15 protein-coding genes and 1 tRNA gene are annotated in these 14,089 nt (G+C 72.2%); 8 read left to right on the top strand and 8 right to left on the bottom strand.

Translation table 11 applies throughout. The features are described from left to right. The first annotated feature begins 6 nt into the window (after positions 1 to 6). Entirely contained in the window at positions 7 to 492 is a 486-nt protein-coding gene (gene def / locus ACFQ8E_RS07905; RefSeq protein WP_430550026.1) for a peptide deformylase, read from the top strand. Between the two features lie 171 nt (positions 493 to 663). Next, positions 664 to 1,164, top strand: a complete 501-nt coding sequence (locus tag ACFQ8E_RS07900; protein ID WP_429732474.1) for a DUF3145 domain-containing protein — start codon at positions 664 to 666, stop codon at positions 1,162 to 1,164. Between the two features lie 103 nt (positions 1,165 to 1,267). Here ACFQ8E_RS07900 and ACFQ8E_RS07895 read toward each other — a convergent pair whose 3' ends face one another. From ACFQ8E_RS07895 to ACFQ8E_RS07875, 5 genes are all read right to left on the bottom strand, one after another. Next, complete coding sequence (locus ACFQ8E_RS07895; RefSeq protein WP_430550025.1) at positions 1,268 to 2,521, bottom strand: beta-ketoacyl-[acyl-carrier-protein] synthase family protein; 1,254 nt, start codon at positions 2,519 to 2,521, stop codon at positions 1,268 to 1,270. A gap of 103 nt (positions 2,522 to 2,624) precedes the next feature. Then, positions 2,625 to 2,876 carry an acyl carrier protein gene (locus ACFQ8E_RS07890; RefSeq protein WP_079574895.1) on the bottom strand — a complete coding sequence of 84 codons (252 nt, stop codon included), beginning with the start codon at positions 2,874 to 2,876 and terminating at the stop codon, positions 2,625 to 2,627. A gap of 151 nt (positions 2,877 to 3,027) precedes the next feature. After that, positions 3,028 to 4,053, bottom strand: a complete 1,026-nt coding sequence (locus ACFQ8E_RS07885; protein ID WP_430550024.1) for a beta-ketoacyl-ACP synthase III — start codon at positions 4,051 to 4,053, stop codon at positions 3,028 to 3,030. Further along, positions 4,050 to 5,030 (bottom strand): ACP S-malonyltransferase, encoded by a 981-nt coding sequence (locus ACFQ8E_RS07880; protein WP_430550023.1) that lies wholly within the window; start codon positions 5,028 to 5,030, stop codon positions 4,050 to 4,052. Before ACFQ8E_RS07880 ends, ACFQ8E_RS07885 begins: the two co-directional genes overlap by 4 nt. A 125-nt stretch (positions 5,031 to 5,155) precedes the next feature. Beyond that, positions 5,156 to 6,388 carry a PucR family transcriptional regulator gene (locus ACFQ8E_RS07875; protein WP_430550022.1) on the bottom strand — a complete coding sequence of 411 codons (1,233 nt, stop codon included), beginning with the start codon at positions 6,386 to 6,388 and terminating at the stop codon, positions 5,156 to 5,158. A 99-nt stretch (positions 6,389 to 6,487) separates the two neighbouring features. On the opposite strand from ACFQ8E_RS07875, the gene ACFQ8E_RS07870 reads away from it, so the two are divergent. Beyond that, on the top strand, positions 6,488 to 7,162 hold the full coding sequence (locus ACFQ8E_RS07870) for a hypothetical protein (RefSeq protein ID WP_430550021.1): 675 nt from the start codon (positions 6,488 to 6,490) through the stop codon (positions 7,160 to 7,162). Between the two features lie 95 nt (positions 7,163 to 7,257). On the opposite strand, the gene aceE is transcribed toward ACFQ8E_RS07870, so the two are convergent. Then, positions 7,258 to 10,005 (bottom strand): pyruvate dehydrogenase (acetyl-transferring), homodimeric type, encoded by a 2,748-nt coding sequence (gene aceE, locus ACFQ8E_RS07865; RefSeq protein WP_430550020.1) that lies wholly within the window; start codon positions 10,003 to 10,005, stop codon positions 7,258 to 7,260. A gap of 381 nt (positions 10,006 to 10,386) precedes the next feature. Between aceE and ACFQ8E_RS07860 the strand changes: the two genes are divergently transcribed. From ACFQ8E_RS07860 to ACFQ8E_RS07845, 4 genes are all read left to right on the top strand, one after another. Further along, positions 10,387 to 10,797 (top strand): DUF3052 domain-containing protein, encoded by a 411-nt coding sequence (locus ACFQ8E_RS07860; RefSeq protein ID WP_429764203.1) that lies wholly within the window; start codon positions 10,387 to 10,389, stop codon positions 10,795 to 10,797. Positions 10,798 to 10,812: 15 nt separating this feature from the next. Continuing rightward, entirely contained in the window at positions 10,813 to 11,289 is a 477-nt protein-coding gene (locus ACFQ8E_RS07855) for a peroxiredoxin (protein ID WP_430550019.1), read from the top strand. A 68-nt stretch (positions 11,290 to 11,357) separates the two neighbouring features. After that, positions 11,358 to 11,434: transfer RNA gene (locus tag ACFQ8E_RS07850), tRNA-Val, on the top strand. 191 nt (positions 11,435 to 11,625) lie between these two features. Next, complete coding sequence (locus ACFQ8E_RS07845) at positions 11,626 to 11,811, top strand: hypothetical protein (RefSeq protein WP_430550018.1); 186 nt, start codon at positions 11,626 to 11,628, stop codon at positions 11,809 to 11,811. Between the two features lie 375 nt (positions 11,812 to 12,186). On the opposite strand, the gene ACFQ8E_RS07840 is transcribed toward ACFQ8E_RS07845, so the two are convergent. After that, positions 12,187 to 12,432: a hypothetical protein gene (locus ACFQ8E_RS07840; protein ID WP_430550017.1), complete on the bottom strand. Its 246-nt coding sequence runs from the start codon at positions 12,430 to 12,432 to the stop codon at positions 12,187 to 12,189. Between the two features lie 130 nt (positions 12,433 to 12,562). After that, positions 12,563 to 13,126, bottom strand: coding sequence for a helix-turn-helix domain-containing protein (locus tag ACFQ8E_RS07835; protein ID WP_430550016.1), 564 nt, complete (start codon positions 13,124 to 13,126; stop codon positions 12,563 to 12,565). Between the two features lie 101 nt (positions 13,127 to 13,227). Here ACFQ8E_RS07835 and ACFQ8E_RS07830 point away from each other — a divergent pair, with 101 nt between their 5' ends. After that, a complete protein-coding gene (locus ACFQ8E_RS07830) occupies positions 13,228 to 14,061 on the top strand; it encodes an oxidoreductase (RefSeq protein ID WP_430550015.1) in 834 nt (277 codons plus the stop codon). Positions 14,062 to 14,089: the final 28 nt, after the last annotated feature.

Here is a 14,089-nt window from a genome sequence, read left to right as displayed (position 1 = left end):
CGGGCCATGGCGATGCGAGAGATCCGGGTGCTGCCCGACCCCGTGCTGCGCACACCCTGCGACGAGATCACCACCGTGGACGACCGGGTCCGGTCGCTCGTGGAGGACCTCGTCGAGACCGTCGATGCCGACGGCCGGGCGGGCCTCGCGGCCAACCAGATCGGCGTGAGCCTGCGGGCGTTCTCCTGGAACGTCGACGACGAGATCGGCTACGTGCTCAACCCACGGATCGTGGACCTCTCGGACGAGACCCAGGACGGCGACGAGGGCTGCCTGTCCGTGCCGGGGCTCTGGTACCCCACCACCCGCGCGTGGTACGCCCGCGTGGTGGGCACGGACCTCGACGGCAACGAGCTCGTCGTCGAGGGCACCGGCCTCATGGCGCGCTGCCTCCAGCACGAGTGCGACCACCTGGACGGCAAGCTCTACCTGGACCGTCTCGAGCGCACCGTGCGCAAGAAGGCCATGCGGGAGCTGCGCGAACGACTCTGAGTTCCTCAAGGGGTGCTCAAGAGGACGCATGAAGTCTGCGTTTCCTCTCGCACCCCGGCCCGCCATCGGGCAGGATGTGTCAAGACGACACACCGTCGGAGCTCGCCGACCAGCAGGCCGACCGGTTCGAGGACGTAGGGGAAGACGGACCTCGGAACCAGGGAGGACAACATGGCTGGTGCGATTACCCGCGGTGTGCTGTTCGTGCACTCGGCACCCCGTGCGCTCTGCCCTCACCTCGAGTGGGCGGCGGGCAACGTGCTCGGGGGACGCGTGTCGCTGGACTGGACTGCCCAGCCGGCGGGGCGCGGTCTCTACCGTGCCGAGTACTCGTGGCAGGGCGCCCAGGGAACGGGTGCCCGGTTGGCCTCTGCCCTGCGGGGCTGGGACCACCTGCGCTACGAGGTGACGGAGGAGGCGAGCCACGGTGCCGACGGCGCACGGTGGTCGCACACCCCTGACCTCGGCATCTTCCACGCCATGACGGACGTGCACGGCAACGTCGTCGTCCCGGAGGACCGTGTCCGGGCCGCGATGGAGTCGGCGCACGACGGCCGCGGCGTGCGCGAGGCGCTCGATCTCGCCCTCGGCACCGCCTGGGACGACGAGCTCGAGCCGTTCCGCTACGCCGGCGCCGGCGCCCCGGTGCGCTGGCTGCACCGCGTGGGCTGAGCCCGGCGGGGGGAACCCTGCGCCGCACGACGGACGCGTACGACGACGCCCCGCCACCTCCTGCGAGGTGGCGGGGCGTCGTCGTGCCTGGACCAGGCTGCGGTCAGGCGCTCGTCACCGTGAGGGCGACGTTGTGGCCGCCGAAACCGAACGAGTTGTTGAGCGCCACGATGTCGCCGTCGGGCAGCTTCTCCGGGGTGGCCCGCACCAGCGGCACCTGGAGCTCGGGGTCCGGGTTCGCCACGTTGATCGTGGGCGGGGCGAGGCGCTCGTGCACCGCCTTGACGGTGAAGAGCGTCTCGAGCGCGCCGGCGCCGCCCAGCAGGTGGCCGGTCATGGACTTGGTGGCCGAGAGCCGCACGTGGTCGGCCTCGCCGCCCATGAGGGTGCGGATCGACGCGGTCTCGGTGAGGTCGCCGACCTTGGTGGAGGTGGCGTGCGCGTTGACGTGCACGACGTCACGCGACGTCACGCCGGCGTCCTCGAGCGACCGGCGCATCGCGGAGACCTGTCCGGTGCCCTCGGGGTCGGGAGAGGTGATGTGGAAGGCGTCGGCGGAGAGGCCGACGCCGGCGATCTTCGCGTAGACGCGGGCACCGCGGGCGGCGGCGTGCTCCGCGCTCTCCAGCACCACGATCGCGGCGCCCTCGCCGATGACGAAGCCGTCGCGGTCGACGTCGTACGGTCGTGAGGCGCCCTGCGGGTCGTCGTTGCGCAGCGAGAGCGTGCGCGACGCGGCGAAGGCCGCGATGGGCATCGGGTGGATCGTCGCCTCGGTGCCGCCGCACACGACGACGTCGGCCCGGCCGGCGCGGATCATGTCCACGCCGTAGCCGATCGCCTCGGCGCCCGACGCGCAGGCGGACACGAGCGCGTGGGCCCCGGCCTTGGCGCCGAACTCGAGCGACACGTAGGCCGCGGGGGAGTTCGGCATGAGCATCGGGACGGTCATGGGAAGCATCCGGCGGGCGCCGCGCTCCTTGAGCGTGTCCCAGCCGTCGAGCGTGGTCCAGATGCCGCCGATGCCGGAGGAGACCACGGCGCCCAGCCGCTCGCCGTCGACCTCGGGGGCGCCGGCGTCCTGCCAGGCCTCGCGGGCGGCGACCATCGCGTACTGCGTGGACGGGTCCATGCGCTTGGTCTCGGGCCGCGAGAGGACCTGGTCGGGCGTGACCTTGATGGTGGCGGCGAACGTGACGGGGATCCCGTACTTCTCCGACCAGTCGTTGTCCAGGGTGCGCGCGCCCGACTCACCCGCGAGGGCGGCAGCCCAGGTGCTGGGAGCGTCGCCACCGAGCGGGGTGGTGGCGCCGAGGCCGGTGACGACGACGTCGCGCGAGGCGGGTGCGGCAGTCATGGGTGGGTCACTCCTGAGGTGAGAGCGGGTACGAGTCGTTCAGGTTGCCGGGCGGGCCGGGGTCACCGGCCCGCCCGCGCGGCGGGGCGAGCGCCCCGCGGCGTCACGCGGCCTGCGCACCCTCGATGTACGAGACGGCGTCGCCGACCGTGGTGAGGTTCTTGACCTCGTCGTCGGGGATGCGGACGCCGAACTTGTCCTCGGCGTGGGTCACGATCGTCATCATCGACAGCGAGTCGATGTCGAGGTCGTCCGTGAACGACTTCTCCGACACGACCGCGTCCGTGGGCAGACCGGTCTCCTCGGCGACGATCTCGGCGAGGCCCTCGAGGATCTCCTGGGAGGTGTAAGCCATGGGGTGCGTCTCTCCTTGAAACGGGGTACCGGCCGTCCGGCACCGTGGGGTGTTGCGGTGCGATTGTCCCGCACCACGGGGGTCGGTCACGACCCCGGGCGACCGATCGCGCGACCTGTCGCGCGACCGAGTGCCAGGGTCGCACCAGAGGTTAGGGCAGCACCACGACCTGGGCCGCGTAGACGAGGCCGGCGCCGAAGCCGATCTGCAGGGCCAGGTCGCCGGAGCGGGCCTGCCCCTCGGAGATCAGCCGCTCCGTGGCGAGCGGGATCGACGCGGCGGACGTGTTGCCGGTGTCGGCGATGTCACGTGCCACGACGACGCTCTCGGGCAGCCGCAGCTGCTTGACGAGCTGGTCGATGATGCGCATGTTCGCCTGGTGCGGCACGAAGACCTGGACGTCCTCGGGCTCGACGCCCGCCTCCGCCATGGCCTTCGCCGCGATCGGGGCCATCTGGAAGCTGGCCCACTTGAAGACGGTCGGGCCGTCTTGGCGCAGCGTCGGCCAGCCGGCCGTCGGCTCCGCGCGCAGGTCCGACCAGCCGCGTGTCTGCGAGATGGCCTGCGACTTCGCGCCGTCCGACCCCCACACCGTCGGGCCGATGCCCGGGATGTCCGAGGGGCCGACGACGGCCGCGCCCGCGCCGTCGCCCAGCAGGAACGAGATGGAGCGGTCCGTGGGGTCGACGAAGTCGGACATCTTCTCCGCGCCGATCACCAGCACGTGCCGGGCGGCGCCGGAGCGGACGAGGGCGTCCGCCTGGCCGATCCCGTAGGCGTAGCCCGCGCAGGCGGCCGAGACGTCGTACGCCGCGGCCGGGGTGGCGCCGAGGCGCTCCGCGAGGACGGCCGCGCCCGCCGGCGTCTGGTGGAAGTACGTCACCGTGGACAGGATCACCACGTCCACGTCCGCGCCGGTGAGGCCGGCGGCGTCGAGCGCCCTGCGGGCCGCCGCCTCGGCCAGGTCGAGCACGTCGACGTCCGCGGCGGCGTACCGGCGCGTGACGATGCCCGTGCGCTGGCGGATCCACTCGTCGGAGGAGTCGATCGGGCCGGCGACGTCGTCGTTCGTCACGACGCGCTCGCCGCGCTCGCCCGCGATCGCGAGGATCCGCGAGAAGCGGACGGGCTCGGCCTGACGGAGCGTGCGGCGCGGCCCGGGGAGCGACTGGCTCACGCGGCGGTCCCGGCGCCCGCGGCGACCGAGTGGCGGGAGATGAGGTCGCGCGCGGCCTCGACGTCGTCGGGGGACTTCACGGCGACCGACTCGACGCCCTTGAGCGCGCGCTTGGCCAGGCCGGTGAGGACCCCGCCCGGGGCGAGCTCGAGGATGCCGGTGACGCCGCGCTCGGCGAGCGTCGCCTGGCACAGGTCCCAGCGCACCGGCGCGGTGACCTGCGCGACGAGGCGCGCGAGGACGTCCGTGGCGGTGCCGTGACCGTGGGCGCCGGTCCCGAGCGTGTCGTAGGACGCGCCGTCGGCGTTCGACAGCAGCGGCAGCCGCGGGTCGGTGGCGAGCCAGCCGGTCGCGACCTGGTCGAACGCGGCCCTGGCCGACTCCATGAACGGCGTGTGGAACGCGCCCGCGACCTGCAGCGGGATCACGCGGGCGCGGGTCGGCGGGTCGGCGGCCAGCGCGGCGAGGCGCTCCAGGTCGCCGGCGGCGACGACCTGGCCGCCGCCGTTGACGTTCGCGGGGAACAGACCGGCGGCCTCGATCGAGGCCAGGACCTCGTCGGGGTCGCCGCCGACGACGGCGCTCATGCCGGACGGCGCGGCCGCAGCGGCCTCCGCCATCGCGCGCGCCCGGTGCGAGACCAGGCCGACGGCGCCGGCGTCGTCGAGCGCGCCCGCGACGGCCGCGGCGCTGAGCTCGCCGACCGAGTGGCCGGCCGTGACGTCCACGACCTCGGTCGTGGGGCGCCCGTCGAGGACGGCGTGCAGGGCGAGGAGCGACGACGAGACGATCAGCGGCTGGGCCACGGCGGTGTCGCGGATCGTGTCCGCGTCCGACGTCGTCCCGTGCTGGGCGAGGTCGGTCCCGGCCGCGGCCGAGAAGGTGTCGAGCAGGTCGGCGGTGCCGGGCAGCTCCAGCCAGGGGCTGAGCATCCCGGGGGTCTGAGAGCCCTGTCCAGGGCAGACGACGGCGAGCACGTGCCCACGGTGTCACCCCGCGGCGGGGGTGCGTCGTCGCGACGCGCACGAACCTGGTGGAAAGCGATTGTGGGAAACCTCCAAGGACGCGCGCGTCGCACGGGCCGAGACCGTGCCCGGCGCGCTCAGCCGGCGCCCGGGTCCCCCTCCAGCTGCCCGAGAGCCAGGGCGATCTGGAGGACGAACGACTCGCGGGCGTCGAGCGGGTCCCAGCCGGTGATCTCGGAGACCTTGCGCAGCCGGTAGCGCACGGTGTTCGGGTGCACGTACAGGCGGCGTGCGGCGGCCTCGAGCGACCGGCCCGTGCCCAGGTAGGCGGACAGCGTCTCGAGCACGGAGCCGGACGCCTCCTGCAGGGGGCGGTACGCCTGGGCCACGAGGGTGCGGCGCGCGGTGACGTCGCCGGTCAGCACGCGTTCCGGCAGGATCTCGTCGGCGAGCACCGGGCGCGGCGCCTGCGGCCAGGCGGGCGCGGCGGCCAGCCCGGCGAGGGCGGCGGCCGCGGACGCCGCGGCGTCCGAGACGTCGGGCACGACGCCGCCGATCACGACGGGCCCGGGACCGAAGCGGTCCAGGAGCGACGTGGCGGCGGCGACGAGGTCGCCCTCGCCGCCCAGCACGAGCACGAGACGGTCGCCGTGGATGCCGACCAGGGCGTCGCCCGCGGCGCGGCGGGCGAGCCGCCGCAGCTCCGCCGTGCGGACGTCGTCGAGCCGCGTCGTCGCTTCGCCCACCACCACGAGGGCCTGGCCGCGGCCGCTCCAGCCGAGCGCCGAGACGCGCGAGCGGAGCGAGTCGTCGCCGTCGCCGCGCACCAGCGCGTCCACCACCAGCGCCTCGAGGCGGGCGTCCCAGGCGCCACGCACCTCGGCGGCGCGGGCGTACACCTCGGCGGCGGAGAAGGCGATCTCGCGGGAGTACCGCAGCACCGCCTCGCGCAGCTCGCGCTCGTACCCGGGGGCCGCGATCTCGTCCGAGTGCTGCTCCACGACGTCGACCATGAGGCGGACGAGCTGCAGCGTGTGCTGCAGGGAGATCGAGCGCGTGAGCTCGGGCGGCGCGGCGGCGAACATCTCGCCGACGCCGTGCGGGGTGGGCGTGGGCTCGGCGAACCAGCTCACGAAGGCGTTGATGCCGGACTGCGCGACCAGGGCCACGTACGACCGGTCCTCCGCCGGGAGCTGCCGGTACCAGTGCACGTCCTCCTCGAGGCGGCGCATCGCGGTCGAGGTGAGCAGCCCCATGCCCTCCCGCACGCGCTGCACGTTCTCGCCCCGGGAGACGGGAGTGCCGTCCGCGCTGCCCTCGGGGACGGCGGTCCCGTCGGTCGTGGAGGTCGGGGTGCCGCTGCTCGTCATGGGTCGAGGATACGGGCGTGGTTGTGGGGAGTGCACAAACGTCCGGGCGGTCGGAGCGGGGCCCGGCCGTGGCGGGGGTCATTGGATAGTGTCGGTGCTATGGCCCTCATGCCCCGGCTCCGGCAGCTGCTGCGCCGGCCGTTCTCCGCCTCGACGGTGGCCGCGCGCCGGCCGTCGCCCGCCCAGGAGCACGGGGACACGGTGCCCGAGGACGCGCTGCGGGCCATCCTCACCGACGACCCCAACGACGCGCCCGCCTTCCGGGCGCTCGCGGAGATCGTGCGCCGTCGCGCGGCCGAGTCGCCGAACCCGGAGGACCCGCTCACCGCCCCGGCCGACGAGGCCGCGCAGCAGCGCGCCGCCGACCTGGCCGTGTGGTCGCTCGCGGAGGAGCTCGCCGGTCACCCGCGCGGGTGGCGCCCGCTGCTCGAGCTCGGGCGCCTGTCCGTCGCCGACGACCCGGAGGGCGCGGCCCGGCGCCTCGCCACCGCGGCCGAGCGCGACCCGGGCGGCGAGGCCCTGGCCGAGGGCCTGGCGATCCTGCGCGACGCCGGCATGCCCACCGAGGCGCTGGGTCTCGGCATCGGCCACTGGCGCGCCCGCGAGCACACGCCCGAGGTGGGTCGGCAGCTCGTGCTCGCGGCCCTCGAGGCCGGTCGCGTCGCGGAGGCGCGCCAGCACCTGGAGTCGCTCGCCCAGCACCCCGGCACCGCCGCGCTGCGGGCGGAGCTGGCTCGCGTCGTGGCCGCCCGCGAGCAGACCTCGACGATGTAGCCCCGCCGTCGTCGCCCGACGGTCCGGCACCGCCGGAGACGGCACGAAGGCCCCGAGCCGTGCGGCTCGGGGCCTTCGTGCGGTGCGGCGCTACGTCAGCTGTCGCCGCCGGCGACGCCGGACGTGCCGGCGTTGACGTCGAGCAGGCGGTACTTCTCCACCGCCTTGGCCACGACGTCGGCCGGGACCTCGCCGCGACGGGCGAGCTGCTGCAGCGTCTTCACGACCATCGACGGGCCGTCGATGAGGAAGTAGCGCCGCGCGGCCGCGCGGGTGTCGGAGAAGCCGAAGCCGTCCGCACCGAGCACCGCGTAGTCGCCCGGCACCCAGGCGCGGATCTGGTCCGGCACCAGGTGGTCGTAGTCGCTGGTGGCGACGAACGGACCCTGGGAGCCCGACAGCTTCTGCGTGACGTACGGGGTGCGCGGCTCCGCGGCCGGGTCCACGAGGGCGTCCTTCTCCGCGGCGAGCGCGTCACGACGCAGCTCGTTCCAGCTGGTCACCGACCACACGTCGGCCGACACGCCCCAGTCCTCGGCGAGGAGCTGCTGCGCCTCGAGCGCCCACGGCACGCCCACGCCGGAGGCGAGGAGCTGGGCCTTGGGGCCCTCGACGTCGGACGTCGCGATCCGGTGGATGCCGCGGAGGATGCCGTCGACGTCCACCTCCTCCGGCTCCGCCGGCTGGATCATCGGCTCGTTGTACACCGTGAGGTAGTACATGACGTTCTGGTCGCGGCCGTCGGACCCGTCGCCGTACATGCGCTCGATGCCGTCGCGCATGATGTGGCGGATCTCGTAGCCGTAGGCCGGGTCGTACTGGACCATCGCCGTGTTGGTGCCGGCGATGAGTGGCGAGTGGCCGTCGGCGTGCTGCAGGCCCTCACCGGTCAGGGTGGTGCGACCGGCGGTGGCGCCGATGATGAAGCCGCGGGCGAGCTGGTCGCCGGCCGCCCAGAACTGGTCGCCCGTGCGCTGGAACCCGAACATCGAGTAGAAGATGTAGACCGGCACCATGGCCTCGCCGTGCGTCGCGTACGACGTGCCGACGGACTGGAAGGCGGCGGCGGAGCCGGCCTCGTTGATGCCGGTGTGCATGATCTGGCCGGACTCGGACTCCTTGTAGCTCAGCATGAGCTCGCGGTCCACGGCGAGGTAGTTCTGCCCCTGCGTGTTGAAGATCTTGGCGCTGGGGAAGATCGCGTCCAGACCGAACGTGCGGGCCTCGTCCGGGATGATCGGCACGACGCGCTTGCCGAACTCCTTGTCCTTGATGAGGTCCTTGAGCAGGCGCACGAAGGCCATCGTGCTGGCGACGTGCTGCGTGCCCGAGCCCTTCTTGAGGATCTCGTAGGCCTTCGGCTCCGGGAGCGTCAGCGGCTTCGGCGTCGAGCGGCGCTCGGGCAGGAAGCCGCCCAGGTGCCGGCGGCGCTCCAGCATGTACTGGATGCCCTCGTCGTCCATCCCCGGGTGGTAGTACGGGGGCAGGTACGGGTCGGCGTCGATCTGCTCGTCCGTCAGCGGGATGTGCAGGTTGTCGCGCAGCGCCTTGAGGTCGGAGTTCTTGACCTTCTTCATCTGGTGCGTGGCGTTGCGGCCCGCGAAGCTCGAACCGAGGGCGTAGCCCTTGACCGTCTGCGCGAGGATCACCGTCGGCTGGCCCGTGTGGGCCCGGGCCGCGGAGTACGCCGCGTAGATCTTGCGGTAGTCGTGACCGCCGCGCTTCATGTTCCAGATGTCGTCGTCGGTCATGTTCTCGACGAGGGCCTTCGTCCGCGGGTCGCGGCCGAAGAAGTGCTCGCGGATGAACGCGCCGGACTCCGCGCGGTACGTCTGGTAGTCGCCGTCGGGCGTGGCGTTCATGAGGTTGACCAGGGCGCGGTCCTTGTCCGCGTTGAGCAGGGCGTCCCACTCGCGGCCCCAGACGACCTTGATGACGTTCCAGCCGGCGCCCTTGAACTGGGCCTCCAGCTCCTGGATGATCTTGCCGTTTCCGCGCACCGGGCCGTCGAGGCGCTGCAGGTTGCAGTTCACGACGAACGTCAGGTTGTCGAGCTGCTGGTGCGCCGCCTGCTGCAGCATGCCGCGCGACTCCGGCTCGTCCATCTCGCCGTCGCCGAGGAACGCCCAGACGTCCTGCTGGCTGGTGTCCTTGATGCCGCGGTTGTGCAGGTACTTGTTCGTCCACGCCTGGTAGATCGCCGACGCCGGGCCGAGGCCCATCGAGACCGTCGGGAACTCCCAGAAGTCCGGCAGCATGCGCGGGTGCGGGTACGAGGGCAGGCCGCCGCCGGCGTGCGACTTCTCCTGGCGGAACCCGTCGAGCGTCTCGGCCGACATGCGGCCCTCGAGGAAGCTGCGGGCGTACTGGCCGGGGGAGGAGTGCCCCTGGAAGTACACCTGGTCGCCGCCGCCCGGGTGGTCCTTGCCGCGGAAGAAGTGGTTCAGGCCCACCTCGTACAGCGTCGCGACGGACGCGTAGGAGGAGATGTGGCCGCCCACGGAGATCTCGGGGCGCTGCGCGCGCGTCACCATGACGGCCGCGTTCCAGCGGATCCACGAGCGGTAGCGACGCTCCATCGCCTCGTCGCCCGGGAAGTACGGCTCGTCGTGCACGGCGATCGTGTTGACGTAGGGCGTCGCGAGCGTCGCGGGGATGTGCACGTTGCGCTCCCGCGCGCGGCGCAGCAGGTTGAGCATGACGTAGCGCGCCCGCGGGCCGCCCTTGTCGTCGATCAGGCCGTCGAACGACTCGACCCACTCGCCGGTCTCGGCGGGGTCGATGTCCGGGACGGCGCTGAGCAGGCCGTTGATCAACGGTCCGGTCTCGTCGTACGAAGCCACCAGCAACCTCTCTCATCTTCGGACGGTGTGCGGCACATGGTCGCCGCCCCGGTCCGTGTCAGGCATCCCGTCGTGAAGGCACCATGGCGCGTGGTCGCGACGGTGCGGACCACGAACGGGTGGTCATCACTCATTGTGTCCCCAGACGGCCCGGGGGAACACCATCGGGCGGTCAAGGATCCGTGATCTACGTCATGCCGCAGGTCGTCGATGTTGCCGAGGTCACTGTGCAGCCCCGCTCCGAGCAAACCACGGGCGTGTGGGGGTTGCCGGGCGGACGTGCTTCCGGTGGACTACGTTGGCGCACACGACAGACGTGCGCCCCGCGCGCGCGTCCGTACGTGTCGGTGATGGTCAGACGGAGAGGAACGAAGGTCCAAAGTGGGTAAGCAGGCGGAATCCCCGGCAGCTCGATTCGGGTTCACGCCCGGTCAGGTCGTGCAGGAGTTCGGGTGGGGAGACGACGTCGACGACGCGCTGCGGGCCGAGGTCGAGGCCGCGGTCGGGAGCGAGCTCGTCGACGAGGACTACGACGACGTCACCGACGGCGTCATCGCGTGGTGGCGCGACGAGGACGGCGACCTCACGGACATGCTCGTCGACGTCCTGACGGTGCTCGACGACGGCGGTCTCATCTGGCTGCTGACGCCGAAGCCGGGGCGCGACGGCCACGTCGGCCACGACGAGATCCAGGAGGCCGCGACCACCGCCGGCCTGCACGCGACGAGCACCTTCGCGGTCGCGCCCGACTGGTCGGCCACCAAGCTGGCCAACCGCGGTCGTGGGCGCTGACGCGGTGACCGGCCGGTGACGGCCTCGGCCCCCGAGGTGCGCCGGCGCGCGGGCGACCCCGCTCCCGACTTCACGCTGCCGGACACCCACGGCACGCCCGTGCACCTCGCCGACCTGCGCGGCGAGCCGGTGCTGCTCGTGTTCTTCCCGTTCGCGTTCTCGGGCATCTGCACCGGTGAGCTGTGCGAGCTGCGCGACAACATCGAGGACTTCGAGGCGGCCGGGGTGCGGGTGCTGGGCGTCTCCACCGACCCGGTCTTCACGCTCAAGGCCTGGCACGAGCAGGAGGGTTTCGGCTTCGACCTGCTCAGCGACTTCTGGCCCCACGGCGCCGTCGCCGACGCCTACGGGGTGTTCGACCCCACCAGCGGCCACGCGCTGCGCGGCACGTTCCTCGTCGACGCCGACGGGATCGTGCGGTGGTCGGTCATCAACCCGCGCGGCCAGCGGCGCGACCTCCAGGCCTACCGCGAGGCGCTCGCCGAGATCTGACCCTGACGAGGGCCGCGCGGCTGTCCGGTGGGCGCTCCGTCGCCGGGTATTCTTTGCTGCGCTGTCCAGGGCCTGTAGCTCAGCTGGTCAGAGCGCCACGCTTACACCGTGGATGTCGGGGGTTCGAGTCCCTCCGGGCCCACCACCCCCGCATTTCTCGTGTGCACCGGTCGTCCCTCGTGTTCGCGTCCGTCGAGCTCGTCGGCTGCCGGGCACTTGGCGAGGCCAGCGCACCGGGCGGCGCCGCGGGTCCCGGGGGGGCCACCGACGTCTGCGACGGGTGTGACGCGGCAAGGCCACGTCTACAATCGGAGACAGCGGACCTTGGAGGTCACGATGTCAGCCAAGAAGACGATCCGTGGCTGGTTCCAGCGGCGCTCGAAGGCGAAGCTGCCACCGCTGGAGCGGCCGCGCGACCTCCCGCCACGCCGCCCCGATGCGAAGGCGCCGCACGACGCCGAGCCCTTCCCGCTCGGGGGCGACCATGCGCTCGGGATGCGCGGCGACGGCAGCCCCTACTAACCCCACACTCGACGCGCGGGACAACGTCCACGACGCCAAGAGCCACGTCGCCGCCGTGCCGATGTGCCCGGCAGCTCTGCCTGCTTGATGCCGCAGGGCCCGGAGGATGGACCGTCCTCGTGCGCGGACCGGATGCCGCTGTGTGCGAGGACCTGCTCGCCAGCGTGACTTCGATGGGCGCCGCGGGAGACGACCTCGAACCGCGTCGCTCGGGCTCATTCCGTTCGTCCGCAGGCCCGGGCGGCCGCACGGCAATCATCGTTGTTCACCCTGCTGGCAGTCGTCAGCTTCGGTGCTGGTACCTCGGGCACCGAGGCTCTCTGCTGAACGTGTTCGGCGAGGCCTCGCCCGCAACTGGCGTCACGGCTTCGAGAGTCAGCGGAGAGCGTCGAACGCATCGTCGAGCAGATCGGAGAGCGTGCGGGCCCGCTCCAGAGCCACCCATTCGGCGAACGCGGCGTCGAGACAAGCGAATGCCGCGTGGATCAGCGCGTGGGTGTGTAGTCGCCTGGTGGCTGCCGGGCCGCCGATTCGCTTGAGGACCTCCGGTTCGAACATCTGCCCCCAGGCCAGGTGCTTCTCCAGGTGGCGTGCCCGCAGCGAGGAGGGTGGGTTCCGCATTTGGCGCGCTTAGCGCACAAAGCGGATGGTGGGACCCGGGGCCGGTACGCAGAGCACGACCGCGTGCTTCACGCGTACGGCAGAGGTACAGGGTGGCCGGTGCAGGGCTGTCCGGGGTTGGACGCCCTGATCAATCCCGCGTCGTGATTCCGGGCAGGATCAGCTCGAGCCACCGCTGCCGGACAGGTGCGGGTTGATCCATCGGCGCCGTCGCCATGAGGAGATAGATGTCGGCGACCGTCACGGTCGACCGGACGTCGCCCGCGAGCTGCGCCAGGTGGATGAGTTCTCCGATCGCCGCGGCCGCGCGCGCCTCGTCCGGCTGGTCTCCGTGACCTTCCACGCCGAGCGCCTTGGCTGCGACCTTCACCGCGTGGTGGTGCGCGGTCGACTCCGCGACGCGATCGAGGAACCCCACGACCTCGTCGACCGCGCGCGCACCCTGACGCGCACGCCCCAGCGCAGCCTCGGCGTCGTCGGCCACCTCGGCGACGTACTCGGCGATCACCGCTCCCACGAGGTCGGTCTTGTTCGGGAAGTGCCGGTAGAGGGTGCCGACGGCCACTCCGGCCGACCGTGCGATCTCGTCCATCCCTGCGTCCGGTCCCGTGGCGCTGATCTGCTCCCGGGCTGCCGCCAGGATGCGGCCACGGTTGCGGACCGCGTCGGCTCGTAGCGGACGACTCTGGCTCATCAGTGCTCCTCCCGGTGTGACGCGACCGCACGCTTGCGCGATCGTGAATCGTGGTTCAGCATATATGGTGAACCGCGATTCATCTTACATCGGGAGAGAACATGACCACCAAGGTCGCCCTCGTCACCGGAGCCTCCTCGGGCATCGGTGAGTCCACCGCACGCAAGCTGCAGAGCATTGGATACACCGTCTACGGCGCCGCACGCCGCACCGACCGGCTGCAGAGGCTCGCCGCGGACGGCGTCCGCCCGCTCCGGATGGACGTGACCGACGAGCAGTCGATGAAGGACGGCGTGGCGACGATCGTCGCCGACACCGGCCGGATCGACGTGCTCGTCAACAACGCCGGCTACGGGTCCTACGGCGCGATCGAGGACGTCGACATCGACGAAGGTCGCCGCCAGTTCGAGGTGAACGTCTTCGGCGCGATGAACTTGACCCAGCTCGTGCTGCCCCGCATGCGCGAGCAGAAGTCCGGGACGATCGTGAACATCACGTCCATGGGCGGCAAGATCTACACCCCGCTCGGCGGCTGGTACCACGGCACCAAGTTCGCCCTCGAAGCGCTCAGCGACTGCTTGCGGCTGGAGCTGGCTCCGTTCGGCATCGACGTCGTCGTGATCGAGCCGGGCGGGATCGCCACCGAGTGGGGCGGCATCGCCGCGGACAACCTCGAGAAGACCTCGGCGAACGGCCCGTACGAGCGTCAGGCCGAAGCGGTGGCCAGGTCGCTGCGATCGGAGGCCAACACCCGCCGCAATTCCCCGCCGTCGGTCATCGCCGACGTGATCGCGAAGGCGGTCACCGCCCGCCGCCCGAAGACCCGCTACGCAGTCGGGTACGGCGCACGCCCCCTCATCGCCGCCGGGAGGATTCTCGGCGACCGACAGTTCGACGCACTCATCACCCGCGCCAGCGGAGTCCCGCGCGACTGACACCCAGACCCGGGCGTGGTCGGTCGAC

Origin of the sequence: Isoptericola sp. NPDC056573 (assembly GCF_042793335.1) — a bacterium.
GTDB lineage: Bacteria > Actinomycetota > Actinomycetes > Actinomycetales > Cellulomonadaceae > Isoptericola.
This window is presented reverse-complemented; position numbering and strand designations above follow the sequence as displayed.

What these genes read in the sequence shown, in the direction of transcription:
- ACFQ8E_RS07835 (WP_430550016.1), bottom strand. Translation starts at nt 13,126, where the DNA reads ATGAGCCAGAGTCGTCCGCTACGAGCCGACGCGGTCCGCAACCGTGGC.
- ACFQ8E_RS07890 (WP_079574895.1), bottom strand. Translation starts at nt 2,876, where the DNA reads ATGGCTTACACCTCCCAGGAGATCCTCGAGGGCCTCGCCGAGATCGTC.
- ACFQ8E_RS07845 (WP_430550018.1), top strand. Translation starts at nt 11,626, where the DNA reads ATGTCAGCCAAGAAGACGATCCGTGGCTGGTTCCAGCGGCGCTCGAAG.
- ACFQ8E_RS07875 (WP_430550022.1), bottom strand. Translation starts at nt 6,388, where the DNA reads ATGACGAGCAGCGGCACCCCGACCTCCACGACCGACGGGACCGCCGTC.
- ACFQ8E_RS07830 (WP_430550015.1), top strand. Translation starts at nt 13,228, where the DNA reads ATGACCACCAAGGTCGCCCTCGTCACCGGAGCCTCCTCGGGCATCGGT.
- def (WP_430550026.1), top strand. Translation starts at nt 7, where the DNA reads ATGGCGATGCGAGAGATCCGGGTGCTGCCCGACCCCGTGCTGCGCACA.
- ACFQ8E_RS07900 (WP_429732474.1), top strand. Translation starts at nt 664, where the DNA reads ATGGCTGGTGCGATTACCCGCGGTGTGCTGTTCGTGCACTCGGCACCC.
- ACFQ8E_RS07895 (WP_430550025.1), bottom strand. Translation starts at nt 2,521, where the DNA reads ATGACTGCCGCACCCGCCTCGCGCGACGTCGTCGTCACCGGCCTCGGC.
- ACFQ8E_RS07870 (WP_430550021.1), top strand. Translation starts at nt 6,488, where the DNA reads ATGGCCCTCATGCCCCGGCTCCGGCAGCTGCTGCGCCGGCCGTTCTCC.
- ACFQ8E_RS07840 (WP_430550017.1), bottom strand. Translation starts at nt 12,432, where the DNA reads ATGCGGAACCCACCCTCCTCGCTGCGGGCACGCCACCTGGAGAAGCAC.